The following is a 17603-nucleotide window of genomic DNA, read 5'->3' on the forward strand; positions in this document are numbered from 1 at the left end:
TTCAGGTTGTTGACCTTGCCGAGGAACGGCCCGCACCGGCGAATCGTTTGTCCGCCGACGAAAAGCGCGAAGCCGAGTTGAGGGAGCCGTTGAAACGTTTCGTACGCAACCGTGCAAGCCCCGCTGAGCTCGAAGACCTGCGCTACCGGCTCATTCAGGCCCGCGTCGAGAACGGTTTTTCCGTCGAGGATGCGACGGCGCGATTCCGCGATGCGGGTGTGGCCGAGCCGGTCGCTTTGTCGGAAATCGAGTCGGGGCGGGCCGATACGCCGACGGGCTGGCGCTTTTTGAGGCAGGCATCCGAAATCTATGCGGTGTCGTCGGACTGGCTTATTGGCCTGTCCAGCGACATGACACTCGACGCGAAAACTTCCATGAACCTTGCGTTGCTGCGCGGCACGGAGGGCATCGTTACCGGCCTTCTGACCCAATTCGTTGCATCGATGGAACAGACCGCGCAGGCCTTGCAACTCAACACCGCCGAGGTATCGGCTCTCATCGTCGCTATCGATGACCTGACCGCGCGCTTCAAGAAATTCTCCGCGCATGAAGCGTTCGAAGACATGCCGGGCGGCGCGCCGGTCGTCGCCTCGCTGCAACGCCTGACGCGAAGTGCTGCGCCGCTTCGCCGACTGCATGGGAGGTTTGTCGAAACCGGAAAGTTGTTCGACGCTTTGCGGGCGGGCAAACTGAAGCCTATTCCGTGGCTGTCGGACGACGACATGGAGCTTAAGGGGTAGTGGCGAACGATGAGGATTTTAGTCCTCCTTCGGGCGGCTTTGGGAGTTCGGGATTCTCCGGTTGATTTCCATGTGTGCCCGCAGCAATTGCTTGCGGGTAGTCCAAGGGCGCGGTCCGGCCATCTGCGGCCGCTCCCCCACCGGCTCCTAACGTCACTCCTACGACCTGTGAACATCCGTTTGCGGACGCTCGTCAGCGCTCGCAGCCACGGCCATCAGCGGTAGCAGCGGCAAGCGCAAGGTGGCATGTTCGGAGATGCCGCACGTGTTACCACGGGCGAAGCGACTTTCAGATTCGCGAAATCCGTTCCTCTAATTTCATGGTGTCGTCGAGCCGGCCAAGTCTTCGGTAGCAGACGGCGAGGGACCTCAAGCTAGACTTCAGGCTGCCGTGATCGACCCGGCCATGCTTATCGCCCTGTTCCGCTTCCGTGACCGCGCGCTCGAACCACGACCGCGCCTCGTCGTACTTGCCGACGCTCGACAGGCAGTAGCCGACCGAATTCAGGCTCGCGCCCAGGCTGCCGTGATCGACCCGGCCATGCTTATCGCCCTGTCCCGCTTCCGTGACCGCGCGCTCGAACCACGGCCGCGCCTCGTCGTACTTGCCGACGCTCGACAGGCAGTAGCCGACAAAGTGCAGGCTCGTGCCCAGGCTCTCGTGATCGACGCGGCCATGCGCGTCGCCCTGTTCCTTTTCCGTGACCGCGCGCTCGAACCACGGCCGCGCCTCGTCGTACTTGCCGACGCTCGACAGGCAGGAGCCGACCGAATTCAGGCTCGCGCCCAGGCTGCCGTGATCGACCCGGCCATGCTTATCGCCCTGTCCCGCTTCCGTGACCGCGCGCTCGAACCACGGCCGCGCCTCGTCGTACTTGCCGACGCTCGACAGGCAGTAGCCGACAAAGTGCAGGCTCGTGCCCAGGCTGCCGTGATCGACGCGGCCATGCGCGTCGCCCTGTTCCTTTTCCGTGACCGCGCGCTCGAACCACGGCCGCGCCTCGTCGTACTTGCCGACGCTCGACAGGCAGGAGCCGACCGAATTCAGGCTCGCGCCCAGGCTGCCGTGATCGACCCGGCCATGCGCGTCGCCCTGTTCCGCTTCCGTGACCGCGCGCTCGAACCACGGCCGCGCCTCGTCGTACTTGCCGACGCTCGACAGGCAGGAGCCGACAAAGTGCAGGCTCGTGCCCAGGCTCTCGTGATCGACGCGGCCATGCTTATCGCCCTGTTCCGCTTCCGTGACCGCGCGCTCGAACCACGGCCGCGCCTCGTCGTACTTGCCGACGCTCGACAGGCAGGAGCCGACAAAGTGCAGGCTCGTGCCCAGGCTGCCGTGATCGACGCGGCCATGCTTATCGCCCTGTTCCGCTTCCGTGACCGCGCGCTCGAACCACGGCCGCGCCTCGTCGTACTTGCCGACGCTTAACAGGCAGGAGCCGACAAAGTGCAGGCTCGTGCTCAGGCTCTCGTGATCGACGCGGCCATGCGCGTCGCCCTGTTCCTTTTCCGTGACCGCGCGCTCGAACCACGGCCGCGCCTCATCGTACTTGCCGACGCTCGACAGGCAGGAGCCGACCGAATTCAGGCTCGCGCCCAGGCTGCCGTGATCAACCCGGCCATGCTTATCGCCCTGTCCCGCTTCCGTGACCGCGCGCTCGAACCACGGCCGCGCCTCGTCGTACTTGCCGACGCTCGACAGGCAGTAGCCGACAAAGTGCAGGCTCGTGCCCAGGCTGCCGTGATCGACGCGGCCATGCGCGTCGCCCTGTTCCTTTTCCGTGACCGCGCGCTCGAACCACGGCCGCGCCTCGTCGTACTTGCCGACGCTCGACAGGCAGGAGCCGACCGAATTCAGGCTCGCGCCCAGGCTGCCGTGATCGACGCGGCCATGCTTATCGCCCTGTTCCGCTTCCGTGACCGCGCGCTCGAACCACGGCCGCGCCTCGTCGTACTTGCCGACGCTCGACAGGCAGGAGCCGAGAAAGTGCAGGCTCGTGCCCAGGCTCTCGTGATCGACGCGGCCATGCGCGTCGCCCTGTTCCTTTTCCGCGACCGCGCGCTCGAACCACGGCCGCGCCTCGTCGTACTTGCCGACGCTCGACAGGCAGGAGCCGACCGAATTCAGGCTCGTGCCCAGGCTGCCGTGATCGACCCGGCCATGCTTATCGCCCTGTTCCGCTTCCGTGACCGCGCGCTCGAACCACGGCCGCGCCTCGTCGTACTTGCCGACGCTTAACAGGCAGGAGCCGACAAAGTGCAGGCTCGTGCTCAGGCTCTCGTGATCGACGCGGCCATGCGCGTCGCCCTGTTCCTTTTCCGTGACCGCGCGCTCGAACCACGGCCGCGCCTCGTCGAACCTCCCGATCGCGTACAGACCGGCCCCCACTGCATGTTGGTCGACCGCTGTCATGCCAAGTTCGCCGTCCCAGTCTGCCGGCTCCAGCCGGTAGCACAGGATGGCCCCTCCCAATTTCGCGTCCCCCGGCGCAGCAACGAGCTGCCGTACCAGAGTGAGAAAACGGGCCTTCTGCCGCAGCCGAACCCCCCGCAAGCTGGCAGCTAGCGCCTCATCCTGCGCTGAACACTGCACCAGGTATGAGCCGAGCAGCTGATGCATGCGCAATTCGGCACTGCCTTCAAGTAGGTGCAGATCAAGGCAGACGTCAAGCTTTTTTTCAAAGTCGGTTCGTACACCGGCGTACTCGAGTTCCAGATGGCCGAACAGTTCATCGCGGATAATGCGCTGCTGTGCAAGGAATGCTGCCGCATATAGCAGCAGGCGCACCGAAGCATCGACTGTCCTGAGGACGAGATCGAAGCTGCTACTCGCCTCCGGTGCCATGTCCAATCTGGCGGCATCCAGCCGTCCGCGACGCTGCTCGTACGCCAGTGCACGCGACGCCGGCACGATCTGCACCGGCAGCCCGCCAGATAGCGCCGCGAGGTCTTGGCCGAAACGCTCAGCGACGACCGCTCCGCCGACCTTTTCGACGAGTTCGAGGGACATCGCCGGCGAAAGCGGTGGGATAGAGAGGCTCGGCCACTCATCGCACCAGCGCTCGTTGACGGTCGTCACGAGCACGTGGCACGGCATGCCGCTGCGAGGAAGCCAGGGCTCTATGGCTTGTTTCGTCGACGGGTTGTCGAAGATCAGCAGCGTCGCGGCACCGTGCATCGTCAGTAGCGTTCGTTCGCAGCGATCGGCCAGCGGTAGGTCGGATGTGAATTCCAGCCCAAGGCTGTTGGCTCCGATGCGCGCCAAGTCGGCCATTTCCGTACCCGCGTTGATGAAGAAACGGCCTCCCGGGTACCTGTCACGGCCGAGCCGCGCGTACTCGCGCGCGAGTTCGCTCTTGCCAACACCGGGTGGTCCGTACAGAACGACGACACGCTCGTGAGCGGGGTTCCCGAGTTCACGAGCGATGTCGCCCAGCAGTTCCTCGCGGCCGAGAAACGGGACGTCGCCACGCGCCGCGACGTTGCTGCGAAAACGCGCTGGTTCCCGCGGCTCCATCGCCGGTGCAGGTGCAGCCGGCGATGCCGGATGGGCCCGTGGGCTCGGCAGTCGCCTTTCGTGCCCAGGATCGTGGGGAAATACGCTCGGGTCGACTGTCCAGACTTCGACGGGACTATCCTCGTAGCGAATCGGAAACACGCGCAGCGAACCGCTGTTCTCAAGAGTCACGTAGAGTGCCCGATTCGGCCATTTGCGCGTCTGGTATGCAGCACCGGCGGCGAAATGCAGTGTCGTTCCTGTAAGCGACGTGACCGTGTCGACGTCAGTCTCATGCAAGTGACCCCGCAATATGACGTCGACATGGCCTTGCAGGCTTGCCCTAACGTTCGACCGTTCGACATCGCTGAGCCAGTCGAGAGGGTGGTGGATCAGTGCCAAATTCAGATCGGCCGAGTGCGTCCCCAGCTCGGTGAGCGCAGCATCGAGGCAACGACGACCAAGCAGCAGCTTCGCATGATCATTGTCGTCCTGGCAGAACAGTGAGCTGTTCAGGCTCAGCACGGCAATGCGACGCCCACGTACTTCCATTAACTCGACAGGTCCGCAGGTCGAAGTATCCGGGAAGCGCCGAACCCCTGCGAAGTACTGCTCATGCCATTGGCTGAAAGCGCGCAATTTAAGGCTCAAGTGTGGCTTCGGCATATTCGGCGCAAAGTACGCGTCGGAGTCTTCGCGCGAACCGAGCGTTCGCGCGAGTCCCACACCCTGGCTCCGATCGACGTCGTGGTTGCCTGGAACGACGAACAGAGAGCGCCGCTCGACGTCAGCCGCGTCGAGTAACGCGTCGAAGAAGCGGGTCGCCTGCTCATATTCCTGCGGCTTGCCCGCCTGTGCGATGTCGCCGGTCGCAAATATCAAGTGGCAGCGCCGGCCGGCGTTGCGGTAATCGCGCACGGACTTGATCAGCGCACGCAACACCACGTCACTGTCGTACGTGTCGCCGCTTCGAAAGTGAAAGTCGGAAATGTGCAACCAACACAGGTCCATCTGGCACCTTGTTCGCAGAGCGAGAAAAGTGAATGATCATATCACTGTGCCATACGACCACGGCATCGGCTCCCAGCGAACGTCATTCAGCGCAGTCTCAACTGCTCGAAGCCCATATTGACCTCCGCAATAGCATTGACAGTTGCTTCAGCGTCAGATGCTGCAATTGCGGTATCGCGGTCGAAAGGTCGGCTTTGGGTCGAAGCCGGGGGAAAACGAAAAACACCCTGTTTTCGGGGTCGCTTTACCCTTCCCGCGTCGCTTCCAAGCTAATACAAGACGATCTGAAGGGTCGAGGTTTTAGACTCGGGCGTGTGGCTTGAGTTTTCACACGGCCTTGTTCGGTAGCGAACATATTTGGATGTCGACTATGGCTAAAGACGAGTCCATAGATGAAGGCGCGGCATGGCCGTTCCGCTCGTACACCTGCCGTTGGAGCCACGACGACCCGACCGTCGCCAATGGGTCGAGGCTGTGTGAAAACGCGAAACTACTCGGTTTTCGGGTGTCGCTTTACCCTTCCTGAGTTGCATCCAAGCCAACACAGGACGATCTGATGGGCCGAGTTTTTCGATGGGACCGTTCGGCGTGTGTTTTTCACACAGCCTCGGTCCGATAGGCGACCGACGCCTGGAGGTAAACAGGATGCTGGTTTCGTGCGACGCACCATGCAACACAAGCATCAAGCGCAAAACCGGTTTTTTCTTCCGCCCAATCGTGACGGGGCGTGCCGCCGATCACGTCCGAGGTGGTGGATAAGTGGGTAGCGATCGCAGGCTGTGGGTACTTTTGGGGGTACTTTATTAGCCGCAATTCTAGAATACCTTACGAACAAACGATAACGGACAACTATTTGGTGGACGCCGCGACCAAATACCTGGAACGTTCGCGATGAACGGCCCCCAAAAACCCCGGTAGCGTAACGCTGTCGGGGTTTTTTATTTTCGGCACCGTCCGCGACGCTTTGCGGGCCGGCCACACATCTCCCCTTCACTCAGCGGGGACGCACAACACGCCCCGGTAAATCCGCGGCCGCTGCTTATACTCGTAGCTCGAAGCGAGTCGTGATTCGCCAACCACGTCGCCAAAACAGGAGCCTGCGTCATGCGCAAGACCATCGCTCTGCTGGCCCCGCTCGCACTCGCCGTGCTACACGCCGGCGCCTTCGCCGATCCGCCCAAACTGTCCGACGGCCGCTTCGTCACCGCTGACGGCATGACGCTCCACACGTTCGACAAGGACACCAGGCCCGGCGTCAGCGGCTGCACGAGCAACTGGCCGGCGGCCACGGCGGCGCCGACCGACAAGCCGTCGGGCGATGCAAAGGGGGACGGCTTCAAGGAAATCCGGCACATCGCCAGGCCATAAGAAGCCACTCCGGCCGGCAACTGGGCCGCCATCGCCCCCGCCACAAAGCACAACGCCGACCCAAGGGCCGGCGTTGCGTCAAACCTCGAAGCTCGAGCGAAGCCCGAGCCAATTCTTATTCGTCTTTCGGGCACTGCAGATTGCAGCCATTCGGATCGCCCATGTCGCCGCGCTTGCGCGCCTTCGAGCGTTGGCCGTGCTGATACTTGTCCGACGGGGAGGACGCGGCGAACGGCATCTGCGGATGCTCGTTAATGCGGAATTCGTCGGTCAGGATGCCACCCGGCACGCCAGGCGAATTTTGCGCGTAAGCGATGGAGACGGTGGCACAGAGCACACCAGCCGCGGCAGCGGCGGCACATGCATGGAGAAGAGCTTTCATGTCGGTTCAGCGCAGCTTGGCGCGCGGTAAAGGCGGATACGAAGCCAAGAGAGTAGCCGAAACCGGCGCACTGCGCAGCCGCGCACGCCGAGCGCCACCGCTTTTCTGGTTACAGGCTCTTACTCCGCCGTTACGCGAGCGCGCCGCCGAGCCCCTCGTCCAGATCGACGAGCCTGCCGCAGTCGCACGGATCGTAGCCGGCGAGCTGCTCGACGCGTTGGTGAAACGCGCTGCCGCGCAACAGGTTGATCACCGTCGCGAGCGGTGCGCGAGAGAGGTGCGCGCGATCGCACGCGAAGTAATAGTCCTCGTCGACGATCGGAATGAAGTCGAGCCCGAAATGATGCGCGGCCGGTTCGACGCCGAAGCCTATGTCCACCATGCCGCTCGCGACGAACGCCGCGATCGCCGAGTGCGTCAGCTCGGTCGACGCATAGCCGTTGACGCGGTCCGGGTCCACACCGACCTGTCGCAGCGCGAGATCGAGCAGCATCCGCGTACCCGAGCCCGGCTGACGGTTGACGAAACGGATGTCGTCGCGCGCCAGATCGCCGAGCCCGCCGATCCGCTTCGGATTGCCCTTGCCGATGAACAGACCCTGCTTGCGTCGGGTCAGATGCACGAGCACATGGCGTTGCGGATCGAGCCAGCGCCGGTAGGTATCGGCGCACACCGCGCGGAACTCGCCGAGCGGCAGATGAAAGCCCGCCAGATCGCACTCGCCGCGCGCGAGCGCACTGACCGCCTCGGCGCTGTCGCGGTACTTGATCTCGACCGGCAGATCGTTGGCGACCAGCGCCGTAACAAGCGCGGCCACCGCGTAACCGTGCGACGCGTGGATGCGCACGTCATCGGCGGGGGGCGCAAGCCAGCGGTTCAGATCGCTCGCCACTTCGCTCGCGAGCGCCTGCAAATTGCCGTCGAGCCGCTCGCCGCAGAGCCGCTGCCCGCGCAGCACCGCGTGACCGAGCTCGGACAACACCGAGCCGCGCCCACGCTCTTTCGCGATCAGAGGACCACCAAACCGCTCCTCGATGCTGCGCAGCAAGCCCCATGCGTGCCGATAGGACAAACCCTTAAGCGCCGCGGCCTGCGCAATGCTGCCAGATTCATCGACGAGAGCGAGCAGCGGCACCACGTCAGACAGGCTGGCCTCGCGGCCATCCGCGCCCTTCACCACGAGCTCGACCTGACATTCGATCCTGACCATATATGTTTGACTGTTTCCTATTGCGCGCGCCGGTCGGCCCGCCTATCTTTCGGCTATACCATGTCGAATAAGCGAAGCATACGTGCATGCATTATGAATAACAAGTGCATATATCGCTTCGGAGGAGCCCCCCTTTGGACGATTCTCTCGCCACGGCGCCGGATCAGCTCGTGCAACGTCACGCGCAGCCGGGCCGCACACTCATCACGATCCTGCACGCGATCCAGGACGAACTCGGCTTTGTGCCACCCGCGGCGGTCGGACCGCTCGCCCGCGCGCTGAACCTGTCGCGAGCGGAAGTGCACGGCGTCATCACTTACTACCATCACTTTCGCACCTCGCCGGCCGCGCCCGTCACGGTGCAACTGTGCCGCGCCGAAGCGTGCCGCAGCATGGGCACCGAGGCGCTTGCCCAGCACATCGAGGCGCACACCGGTTGCCGCTTCGACACCGGTCACCATGACGGCGCAACGGTGGAACTCGAATCGGTGTACTGCCTCGGCCAATGCGCGCTGTCGCCGGCGATGATGCTCAACGGCACGCTGCACGCGCGCGTGTCGCCGCAAAAATTCGACGCGCTGTTCGCCGCTGCCCGCAAATGCGTGGAGGTGCTGGCATGACGCGCATCTATGTTCCGCGAGATTCCTCGGCGCTCGCGCTCGGCGCCGATGCGCTGGCCGAAGCCATCGCCAGCGAAGCCGCGCGCCGCGGCATTGCGATCGAACTGATCCGCAACGGTTCGCGCGGGTTGCTGTGGCTCGAACCGCTCGTCGAAGTTGCGACGCCCGAAGGCCGCATCGGCTATGCGAATCTCGACGTGGAAGACGTCGCCGCGTTGTTCGACGCGGGCTTCGTCGACGGCGGGGAGCATGCGCGGCGCGTCGGCGTGGTCGACGAGATTCCGTATCTGAAGAAGCAGCAGCGCCTGACCTTCGCGCGGATCGGCATCACCGACCCGCTGTCCATCGACGATTACGTCGCGCACGGCGGCCTCGAAGGCCTACGCAACGCCCTGCAAACCGACGGCGATGCCGCCTGCGAAGCGCTGATCGAATCCGGTCTGCGCGGCCGCGGCGGCGCGGCCTTCCCGGCCGGCATCAAGTGGCGCACGGTGCGCGGCGCGAAAGCCGCGCAGAAGTACGTCGTCTGCAATGCCGACGAAGGCGATTCCGGCACCTTCTCCGATCGTCTCGTGATGGAAAGCGATCCGTACGTGCTCATCGAAGGCATGATCATCGCCGGCGTCGTGACCGGCGCGACCGTCGGCTACATCTATGTGCGCAGCGAATACCCGCACTCGATCGCGACGCTCGAAGCTGCCATCGCCCGTGCGCGCACAGCCGGCTGGCTCGGCGACAGCGTGCTCTCGAGCGGGCAGCGTTTCGAGCTGTTCGTCGCGAAAGGCGCGGGCTCGTATGTGTGCGGCGAGGAAACCGCGATGCTGGAATCGCTCGAAGGCAAGCGCGGCATCGTCCGCGCAAAGCCGCCGGTGCCCGCACTCGTGGGTCTCTATGGCCAGCCCACCGTAATCAACAACGCGATCACGCTCGCCACCGTGCCGATCATCTTCGCGCGCGGCGCCGCGTTCTATAAAGACTTCGGCATGGGCCGCTCGCGTGGCACGCTGCCGTTCCAACTGGCCGGCAACATCAAGCGAGGCGGCCTCGTCGAACTCGCGTTCGGCGTGACATTGCGCCAACTGCTCGACGACTTCGGCGGCGGCACCGCGAGCGGCCGGCCGGCGCGCGCGGTGCAGGTCGGCGGCCCGCTCGGCACCTATCTGCCGCCAAGCCAGTGGGACATTCCGATGGACTACGAGGCGTATGCGGCGATCGGCGCGGTGATCGGCCACGGCGGTCTCGTCGTGCATGACGACACCTCGAACCTCGCCGAGCTCGCGCAATACGCGATGCACTTCTGCGCGCTCGAATCGTGCGGCAAATGCACACCGTGCCGGATCGGCTCGACGCGCGGGGTCGAGGTGATCGCGCGGATTCGCAACGGCGACACGTCGCCGCGTCAGGTGCAATTGCTGCGCGATCTGTGTGACACGATGGTAGCCGGCTCGCTGTGCGCGATGGGCGGCATGACGCCGTATCCGGTGCTGTCCGCGCTCGATCATTTCCCTGAAGACTTCGGTCTCGCCGCCGATCCCACTGCCGACCACGCCACCAAAGCGGCCGCGGCCTGACTCCAGGAGTTCACCATGTCCGACCAGTTCAACTCCCCTGCCGGCGCCCCGAAGGAAGTCCCCCTGGGGGGCGGCTGCGGCTCAGGCAACTGCGCGTGCAAGTCGCAAGCCCAGGCACGCGCCGCCAACGCGTTCGCCGACGACACCGACTACGGCACCCCCGCCCGCCACTCGGACGTCGACGTGACGCTCGAAATCGACGGCGAGGCGGTGACCGTACCGGCGGGCACGTCGGTGATGCGCGCGGCGGCTGAAGCTGGCGTCAACGTGCCGAAGCTGTGCGCGACCGATTCGCTCGAACCGTTCGGCTCATGCCGCCTGTGTCTCGTCGAAATCGAAGGACGGCGCGGCTATCCGGCCTCGTGCACGACGCCGGTCGAAGCCGGCATGAAAGTGCGCACGCAGACCGACCGTCTGCAGTCGCTGCGTCGCAACGTGATGGAGCTGTACATCTCCGACCATCCGCTCGATTGCCTGACCTGCCCCGCCAACGGCGACTGCGAACTGCAGGACATGGCGGGCGTGACCGGCCTGCGCGAAGTGCGCTACGGCTTCGACGGCGCGAATCATCTGAAGGACCAGAAGGACGAATCGAATCCGTACTTCACGTACGACCCGGCGAAGTGCATCGTCTGCAATCGCTGCGTGCGCGCGTGCGAGGAAACCCAGGGCACGTTCGCGCTGACGATCACCGGACGCGGCTTCGAATCTCGCGTCGCGGCCAGCGAGAACCAGCCGTTCATGGAATCGGAGTGCGTGTCGTGCGGCGCCTGCGTGGCCGCGTGCCCGACCGCGACCTTGCAGGAAAAGACCGTCGTGATGCTCGGCCAGCCCGAGCACTCGGTCGTCACCACCTGTGCCTATTGCGGCGTCGGCTGCTCGTTCAAGGCAGAGATGAAGGGCAACCAGGTCGTGCGGATGGTGCCGCACAAGAACGGCCAGGCCAACGAGGGTCATGCATGCGTGAAGGGCCGCTTCGCGTGGGGCTACGCGACGCACAAGGACCGCATCAAAAAGCCGATGATCCGCGCGACGATCACCGACCCGTGGCGCGAAGTCAGCTGGGACGAAGCGATCTCGTACGCGGCATCGGAATTGCGTCGCATCCAGGCGAAGCATGGCCGCGATTCGATCGGCGGCATCACGTCGTCGCGTTGCACGAACGAAGAGACTTACCTCGTGCAGAAGCTCGTGCGCGCCGCGTTCGGTAACAACAACGTCGACACCTGCGCGCGCGTCTGCCACTCGCCGACCGGCTATGGTCTGAAGACGACGCTCGGCGAATCGGCCGGCACCCAGACGTTCGCCTCCGTCGACAAAGCCGACGTGATCATGGTAATCGGCGCGAATCCGACCGATGGCCATCCGGTATTCGCCTCGCGTCTGAAGCGGCGCGTGCGCGAGGGTGCGAAGCTGATCGTCGTCGATCCGCGCCGGATCGACATCGTCGATACGCCGCACGTGAAGGCGTCGCACCATCTGCAATTGCGGCCCGGCACCAACGTCGCGATCGTCAATGCGCTCGCGCATGTGATCGTCACTGAAGGCCTGCTCGACGCAGCGTTTGTGGCCGAGCGCTGCGAAACCCGCGCGTTCGAACAGTGGCGCGATTTCGTCGCGCTGCCGGAGAACTCGCCGGAAGCGACCGAAGCGGCGACCGGCGTGCCCGCGCAACAGGTACGCGAAGCCGCGCGCATCTACGCGAGCGCCGGCAACGCCGCGATCTACTACGGCCTGGGCGTCACCGAACACGCGCAAGGCTCGACGATGGTGATCGGCATCGCGAACCTGGCGATGGCGACCGGCAACATCGGCCGCGAAGGTGTCGGCGTGAATCCGCTGCGCGGCCAGAACAACGTGCAGGGTTCGTGCGACATGGGCTCGTTCCCGCACGAGCTGCCCGGCTATCGTCACATTGGCGATCCGCTCGTGCGCACGCAGTTCGAAAACGCCTGGGCCGTCACACTGCAACCGGAACCTGGCCTGCGCATTCCGAACATGTTCGACGCCGCGCTGCACGGCAGTTTCAAGGGTCTGTACTGCCAGGGCGAGGACATCGTGCAGTCGGACCCGAACACGCATCATGTGGCGGCGGCGCTGTCGTCGATGGAATGCATCGTCGTGCAGGACATCTTCCTGAACGAGACCGCCAAGTATGCACACGTGCTGCTGCCCGGCTCGTCGTTCCTCGAAAAGGACGGCACGTTCACCAATGCCGAGCGCCGCATCTCGCGCGTGCGCAAGGTGATGCCGCCGCTCGCCGGCTACGCGGACTGGGAAGTCACGCAGTTGCTGTCGCGCGCGCTCGGCTACGAGATGGACTACACGCATCCGTCCGAGATCATGGACGAAATCGCGCGGCTCACACCGACCTTCCACGGCGTGTCGTACCAGAAGATCGACGAAATGGGCAGCATCCAGTGGCCATGCAACGAGGACGCGCCCGACGGCACGCCGACGATGCACGTCGACACCTTCGTGCGCGGCAAGGGCAGGTTCGTGATCACGAAGTTCATCGCATCGCCGGAGAAGGTAACGCGCAAGTATCCGTTGCTGCTGACGACCGGGCGCATTCTGTCGCAGTACAACGTCGGCGCGCAGACGCGCCGCACCGAGAATTCGCGCTGGCATGACGAAGACCGGCTCGAACTGCATCCGCACGATGCCGAGGAACGCGGCATCAAAACCGGCGACTGGGTCGGCATCGAATCGCGCGCGGGGCAGACCGTGTTGCGCGCGAAGGTGACGGAGCGGATGCAGCCGGGCGTCGTCTATACGACGTTCCACTTCCCCGAATCGGGCGCGAACGTGATCACGACCGACAGCTCCGACTGGGCGACCAACTGCCCCGAATACAAGGTGACCGCGGTGCAGGTGATGCCGGTCGAGCAGCCGTCGCAATGGCAGAAGGACTATTCGCGCTTCAATAGCGAACAGCTCGAACTGCTGAAGCAACGCGAGCTGGCCAATGCGGCCGCGGCCGTCACCGCGGGCAAGTGAGGCGAGCCATGGACAATCGGAATCTGATCGACATGGCGAACCGGATCGGCGACTTCTTCGAGTCGATGCCCGACCACGAGGAAGCGCTGACCGGCGTCGCCGAACACATCCGCCGCTTCTGGGAGCCGCGCATGCGGCGCGCGCTGCTCGCGACGCTCGACGAAGCGCCGGACACGTATGACATCGCGCTATCGGACTTCACGCGCGAGGCGATCGTCAGGTATCGCGAGAAGTTGACGCCGGCGCCGGCCCAGGCGCCGGCGGCTTAGGCTCGGGCCGTTTCCCCAATCAACCAGGCGCGGCGGCACGATCCGCTGGCGCGTGCGTGCCCATGCCACGCAACAGGCGGCGCCAATCACAACGTCGCCTGTTCCGATATCTCTCCCCCAACCGTAAACCACGCTTCGCAGTGCCGTACGAGACCGTGCAGGTCCGAGCCGGTGCGTCCGCGCGCGCTGATGTAGCCGTCGGGCCGCACCAGATAAAACGACGGCCGCGTGCGCCCATACGATTCGGACAACGCCGGGCCGCCGTCGCCGCTCGTATCGGTGACGCGCCAGATTCGCACCGCGTTCGGCAGCAGCCGCTCGACCTCGGCGGCGAGCTTTTCTACTTCGGGGTCCGGCGGCGGCGCATGTTTGGCGGCGGGATCGAGCGGCGTGCCATCGACGGGCAGCGGCGGCAACAGCAGAAACAGCGAGAAGAACGCCGGATCGTGCAGATCGAAAATGCAGCCGACGCCCGGCGCGCGCCCCAGCGGACCGTCGACGACGTGCACGAGCGCGTCGGGTGCGCGCTCGCCCGCGCGCGGGCCGCCGTCGAGCACGCGTTCGAGCGTCAGCGGACTGCGCCGGTACTGGATCGACAGCTCGCTGATCGTCGCGCGTGCGGCATCGCGCAGCGGACCGAACGTGGCCAGCACCGGCATCACGCGCTCGCGCAGCAGCTTCATCGGTCCGTGATCGGCCTCGGCCATCTGCGTGATGAAACCGGTCTGCCGCAGCACCTCGCGCTCGATCGGATGTCGCTCGGCGTGATACGTGTCGAGCAGGCGATCCGGCGCCGCGCCGCCGATCACGCGCGCGAGCTTCCAGCCGAGATTGAGCGCTTCCTGGATGCCGGTGTTCATGCCTTGTGCGGCCGCGGGGCTGTGTACGTGCGCGGCATCGCCGGCGAGGAAGATGCGGCCCACGCGCAGCCGGTCGACCATCCGGCTGTTCACGTGGAAGTACGCCGACCACGCCAGCTCCGACACGTCGACGCGCTCGCGCACGCGGCGCGCGATCAGCGCCTTGCATTGTTCGAGCGACGGCGCCGGCGCCCGCTCCAGCGGCGGCTCGCCGAGCACCGCGGGGGCCGGCGGCGCGGCGCTGCCGGACGGCTCGACCGCATGATCGGCGATCAGACGATGGCGGCCGTGGCCCATCGGAAACAGCGCGACGAGACCGTCGCCCGACGCGAAGATATGGAACTCGTCGTCGGGCCAGTCGGTTTCGGCATGCAGGTCGGCGAGCAGAAAGGTCTGGTCGAAGGTCTTGCCCTCGAAGTTCAGGTCGAGGCGATGGCGAATCGAACTGTGCGCGCCATCGGCCGCGATCAGATACGACGGGCGCATGGCTTCCGTGCGGCCGTCCGCGCGGCGCAAGGTCGCCTGAACGCTCGCGGAGCCTTGCATGAACGCCACGAGCTCGACGCCGCGCTCGACCTTCACGCCGAGCGTCGCCAGATGCTCGGTCAGGAGCCGCTCGGTCACCGACTGGTCGAGAAACAGCAGATAGGGATAGCGCGTGTGCAACGGGTCGAAATCGAGCTGCGCAAGCCGCATGCCGTTCGAAAACAGATTCGCCACGCGCGCGCGATGGCCGAGCTCGAGAAACGGTTCGACCAGCCGATGCTGCTCGAGCAGTTCGAGCGTACGTGCCTGAATGCCGATCGCGCGCGAGTAAGGGTTCGGCTGCGGTGCCTTGTCGATCAGGCGCACGGGGATGTGGGCGCGCGCGAGACTCATCGCTGCGGCAAGTCCGGTTGGACCGGCCCCGACGATCAGCACCGGCGACGCGTCGTAGGCGGCAGCGTCCATGCGGAACTCCGGAGGCAACAATGCGTTCTAGTGTACGCCGCAGCTCTTGCGCACACGGGTGCGCTGCATCAATCGCGCGTCGGCAAGACGGGTCGCGCGAGGGTTCCATCCGTCGTTGCCCATGAACTCACGCTGCGCGCAAATCCGGGCCGCTTGCGCAAGTATGGGAAAATGCGCCCTCAGTCTGATTGATCCAAATGCCCTCCCCGTCATGCAACCTGTATTTGACCGCGCGTTCGCGGCGCATCGTGACGGCCGCCTCGACGACGCCGAACGCGGCTACCGCGCCACGCTCGACCACGACCCCAGCCACGTCGACGCGCTGCATCTGCTCGGCGTGCTGCGCCACCAGCAGGGCCAGCACGCCGAAGCCGCGGCGCTGGTGCGGCGCGCGGTCGATCTGCGCCCCGAAGACGCGGCGCTGCAGCTGAACCTCGGCAATGCGCTGAAGGCGCTCGGCCAGATCGACGCCGCGATCGAGCAGTTCCGCAACGCGCTGACGCTCGCGCCGACCTTCCCGATGGCGCACTACAACCTCGGCAACGCGTACGCGTCGCAAGGCCGTCACGAAGACGCCGCCGATGCGTTCGAACGTTCGCTGCGCCTGCAGCCGAACGACGCGTCGTCGCACAACAATCTCGGCAACGCGCTGCACGCGCTCGGCCGTCACGCGGACGCGATCGCGTCGTTCCGGCGCGCGCTCGAGCTGCGCCCCGGTCACGCGGGCGCGCTGAACAACATGGGCATGTCGCTGAACGCGCTCGGTCGACCGAACGAGGCGGTGCCCTGCTTCGAGGCTGCGCTCGCCGCCGAGCCGCGCTTCGTCGCCGCGCACTTCAATCTCGCGAATACGTTCGATGCGACCGGCCGCCATGCGCGGGCAGTCGCGTCATTTGAAGCGGCGCTGCGTCTGCAGCCGAACCTGCCGCCGGCGATCTATGGCATGGGCAACGCGCTCGCGGCGCTCGGCCGTGCCGAACAGGCGCTGCCGTATCTGGAGCGCGCGGTCGGGCTCGATCCGCAATTCGCGCTCGCGTGGCTTGCGCTCGGCACCGCGCACCAGGCGCTCGGCGCGCACGCGGCCGCGGTGCGCGCGCTCGATCAGGCGTTGCGGCTGCGACCGGATCTCGCGTCCGCGCATATGAACCGTGCGCTCGCGTGGCTCGCGATGCGCGACTTCGAGCGCGGGCTGCCCGAATACGAATGGCGCTTGCAAACCGTCGCGCAACCGGTGATCCAGACGTTGCCCCGCTGGCACGGCGAGTCGATCGAAAAATACACGCTGCTGATCCATGCCGAACAGGGTTTCGGCGACACGCTGCAGTTCGTGCGCTTCGTACCGCTCGCAGCGCTTCGCGCCGCGCGCGTCGTGCTGGAAGTGCAGCCGCAGTTGGTGCCGCTCTTCGCGCCCGTCGCGCAGGCATGGCGCGTCTCGCTGATCGCGCAGGGCCAGCCGCGCCCCGCCGCCGATCTGCAGATTCCGCTCTTGAGCCTGCCGCTAGCGCTCGGCACGCGCTACGACACGATTGACGCGCGCACGCCCTATCTGAGCGTGCCGCCGGCCTATGGCCGCAAATGGCGCGGCTCGCTCGGCGGTCAGGCGAAGCGCAAGATCGGGCTCGCATGGTCGGGGCGCATCCAGCGCAACGAAACCCGCACGATGCCGCTCGCCGCGCTGGAGCCGCTGTTCGCACTGGATGGCATCGACTGGATCGTGTTACAGCCCGATCTGTCCGAGGACGACCGCGCGGCGCTCGACGCGCATCCGCGCGCGGCCGCGATCCATCGCTTCGACCACCGCATCGATGATTTCGCGGATACCGCGGCGATCATCGAGCGGCTCGACGCGGTGGTGTCGATCGACACGTCGATCGCGCACCTCGCGGGCGCGCTGCGCAAGCCGCTGTGGCTGATGCTGCCGTTCGCCGCCGACTGGCGCTGGTTCGACGGCGACACGCGCAGCCCGTGGTATCCCGGCGCGACGCTCGTGCGTCAGCCGCGGCCGGGCGCGTGGGATGAAGTCGTCGAGGTGGTCGCTAACGAATTGCGGCACGGGTAGCCACAGACCACGCGCCGCAAACAAAAGACCCCGCTAGCGCGGGGTCTTTTGTTTTCAGAACACGAA

At 65.5% G+C, this 17603-nt stretch carries 11 protein-coding genes; 7 read left to right on the forward strand and 4 right to left on the reverse strand.

Annotated features, from left to right (window positions below):
* The first annotated feature begins 47 nt into the window (after positions 1–47).
* Positions 48–740, forward strand: a complete 693-nt coding sequence (locus OKW29_RS30710; protein ID WP_429293693.1) for a hypothetical protein — start codon at positions 48–50, stop codon at positions 738–740.
* A gap of 289 nt (positions 741–1029) precedes the next feature.
* Here OKW29_RS30710 and OKW29_RS30715 read toward each other — a convergent pair whose 3' ends face one another.
* The gene (locus OKW29_RS30715; RefSeq protein ID WP_429293694.1) at positions 1030–5247 is read right to left on the reverse strand and encodes a tetratricopeptide repeat protein; all 4218 of its coding nucleotides are present in this window, start codon (positions 5245–5247) and stop codon (positions 1030–1032) included.
* Positions 5248–6351: 1104 nt separating this feature from the next.
* Here OKW29_RS30715 and OKW29_RS30720 point away from each other — a divergent pair.
* Entirely contained in the window at positions 6352–6615 is a 264-nt protein-coding gene (locus OKW29_RS30720) for a hypothetical protein (RefSeq protein WP_429293695.1), read from the forward strand.
* Positions 6616–6730: 115 nt separating this feature from the next.
* On the opposite strand, the gene OKW29_RS30725 is transcribed toward OKW29_RS30720, so the two are convergent.
* Together OKW29_RS30725 and OKW29_RS30730 are read right to left on the reverse strand one after the other, a co-directional pair.
* The gene (locus OKW29_RS30725; protein ID WP_429293696.1) at positions 6731–6997 is read right to left on the reverse strand and encodes a hypothetical protein; all 267 of its coding nucleotides are present in this window, start codon (positions 6995–6997) and stop codon (positions 6731–6733) included.
* 130 nt (positions 6998–7127) lie between these two features.
* On the reverse strand, positions 7128–8207 hold the full coding sequence (locus tag OKW29_RS30730; RefSeq protein ID WP_184070733.1) for a substrate-binding domain-containing protein: 1080 nt from the start codon (positions 8205–8207) through the stop codon (positions 7128–7130).
* A 134-nt stretch (positions 8208–8341) separates the two neighbouring features.
* On the opposite strand from OKW29_RS30730, the gene OKW29_RS30735 reads away from it, so the two are divergent.
* Genes OKW29_RS30735 through OKW29_RS30750 form a run of 4 tightly spaced genes read left to right on the forward strand, consistent with a single transcriptional unit; the run spans position 8342 to position 13667 of the window.
* Complete coding sequence (locus tag OKW29_RS30735) at positions 8342–8827, forward strand: NAD(P)H-dependent oxidoreductase subunit E (RefSeq protein ID WP_429293697.1); 486 nt, start codon at positions 8342–8344, stop codon at positions 8825–8827.
* Positions 8824–10398 (forward strand): formate dehydrogenase beta subunit, encoded by a 1575-nt coding sequence (locus OKW29_RS30740; RefSeq protein ID WP_429293698.1) that lies wholly within the window; start codon positions 8824–8826, stop codon positions 10396–10398. Before OKW29_RS30735 ends, OKW29_RS30740 begins: the two co-directional genes overlap by 4 nt.
* A gap of 15 nt (positions 10399–10413) precedes the next feature.
* Positions 10414–13398 carry a formate dehydrogenase subunit alpha gene (gene fdhF / locus OKW29_RS30745; RefSeq protein ID WP_429293699.1) on the forward strand — a complete coding sequence of 995 codons (2985 nt, stop codon included), beginning with the start codon at positions 10414–10416 and terminating at the stop codon, positions 13396–13398.
* Between the two features lie 8 nt (positions 13399–13406).
* Positions 13407–13667, forward strand: a complete 261-nt coding sequence (locus OKW29_RS30750) for a formate dehydrogenase subunit delta (protein WP_184027626.1) — start codon at positions 13407–13409, stop codon at positions 13665–13667.
* A gap of 86 nt (positions 13668–13753) precedes the next feature.
* Here OKW29_RS30750 and OKW29_RS30755 read toward each other — a convergent pair whose 3' ends face one another.
* Positions 13754–15478, reverse strand: a complete 1725-nt coding sequence (locus OKW29_RS30755; protein ID WP_429293700.1) for an FAD-dependent monooxygenase — start codon at positions 15476–15478, stop codon at positions 13754–13756.
* Between the two features lie 211 nt (positions 15479–15689).
* Here OKW29_RS30755 and OKW29_RS30760 point away from each other — a divergent pair, with 211 nt between their 5' ends.
* Positions 15690–17537, forward strand: coding sequence for a tetratricopeptide repeat protein (locus tag OKW29_RS30760; protein WP_429293701.1), 1848 nt, complete (start codon positions 15690–15692; stop codon positions 17535–17537).
* Positions 17538–17603: the final 66 nt, after the last annotated feature.

This window comes from Paraburkholderia sp. CI3, assembly GCF_050436505.1.
Taxonomy (GTDB): Bacteria; Pseudomonadota; Gammaproteobacteria; order Burkholderiales; family Burkholderiaceae; genus Paraburkholderia; species Paraburkholderia tuberum.

What these genes read in the sequence shown, in the direction of transcription:
- OKW29_RS30715 (WP_429293694.1), bottom strand. Translation starts at nt 5,247, where the DNA reads ATGGACCTGTGTTGGTTGCACATTTCCGACTTTCACTTTCGAAGCGGC.
- OKW29_RS30720 (WP_429293695.1), top strand. Translation starts at nt 6,352, where the DNA reads ATGCGCAAGACCATCGCTCTGCTGGCCCCGCTCGCACTCGCCGTGCTA.
- OKW29_RS30725 (WP_429293696.1), bottom strand. Translation starts at nt 6,997, where the DNA reads ATGAAAGCTCTTCTCCATGCATGTGCCGCCGCTGCCGCGGCTGGTGTG.
- OKW29_RS30730 (WP_184070733.1), bottom strand. Translation starts at nt 8,207, where the DNA reads ATGGTCAGGATCGAATGTCAGGTCGAGCTCGTGGTGAAGGGCGCGGAT.
- OKW29_RS30740 (WP_429293698.1), top strand. Translation starts at nt 8,824, where the DNA reads ATGACGCGCATCTATGTTCCGCGAGATTCCTCGGCGCTCGCGCTCGGC.
- fdhF (WP_429293699.1), top strand. Translation starts at nt 10,414, where the DNA reads ATGTCCGACCAGTTCAACTCCCCTGCCGGCGCCCCGAAGGAAGTCCCC.
- OKW29_RS30750 (WP_184027626.1), top strand. Translation starts at nt 13,407, where the DNA reads ATGGACAATCGGAATCTGATCGACATGGCGAACCGGATCGGCGACTTC.
- OKW29_RS30755 (WP_429293700.1), bottom strand. Translation starts at nt 15,478, where the DNA reads ATGGACGCTGCCGCCTACGACGCGTCGCCGGTGCTGATCGTCGGGGCC.
- OKW29_RS30760 (WP_429293701.1), top strand. Translation starts at nt 15,690, where the DNA reads ATGCAACCTGTATTTGACCGCGCGTTCGCGGCGCATCGTGACGGCCGC.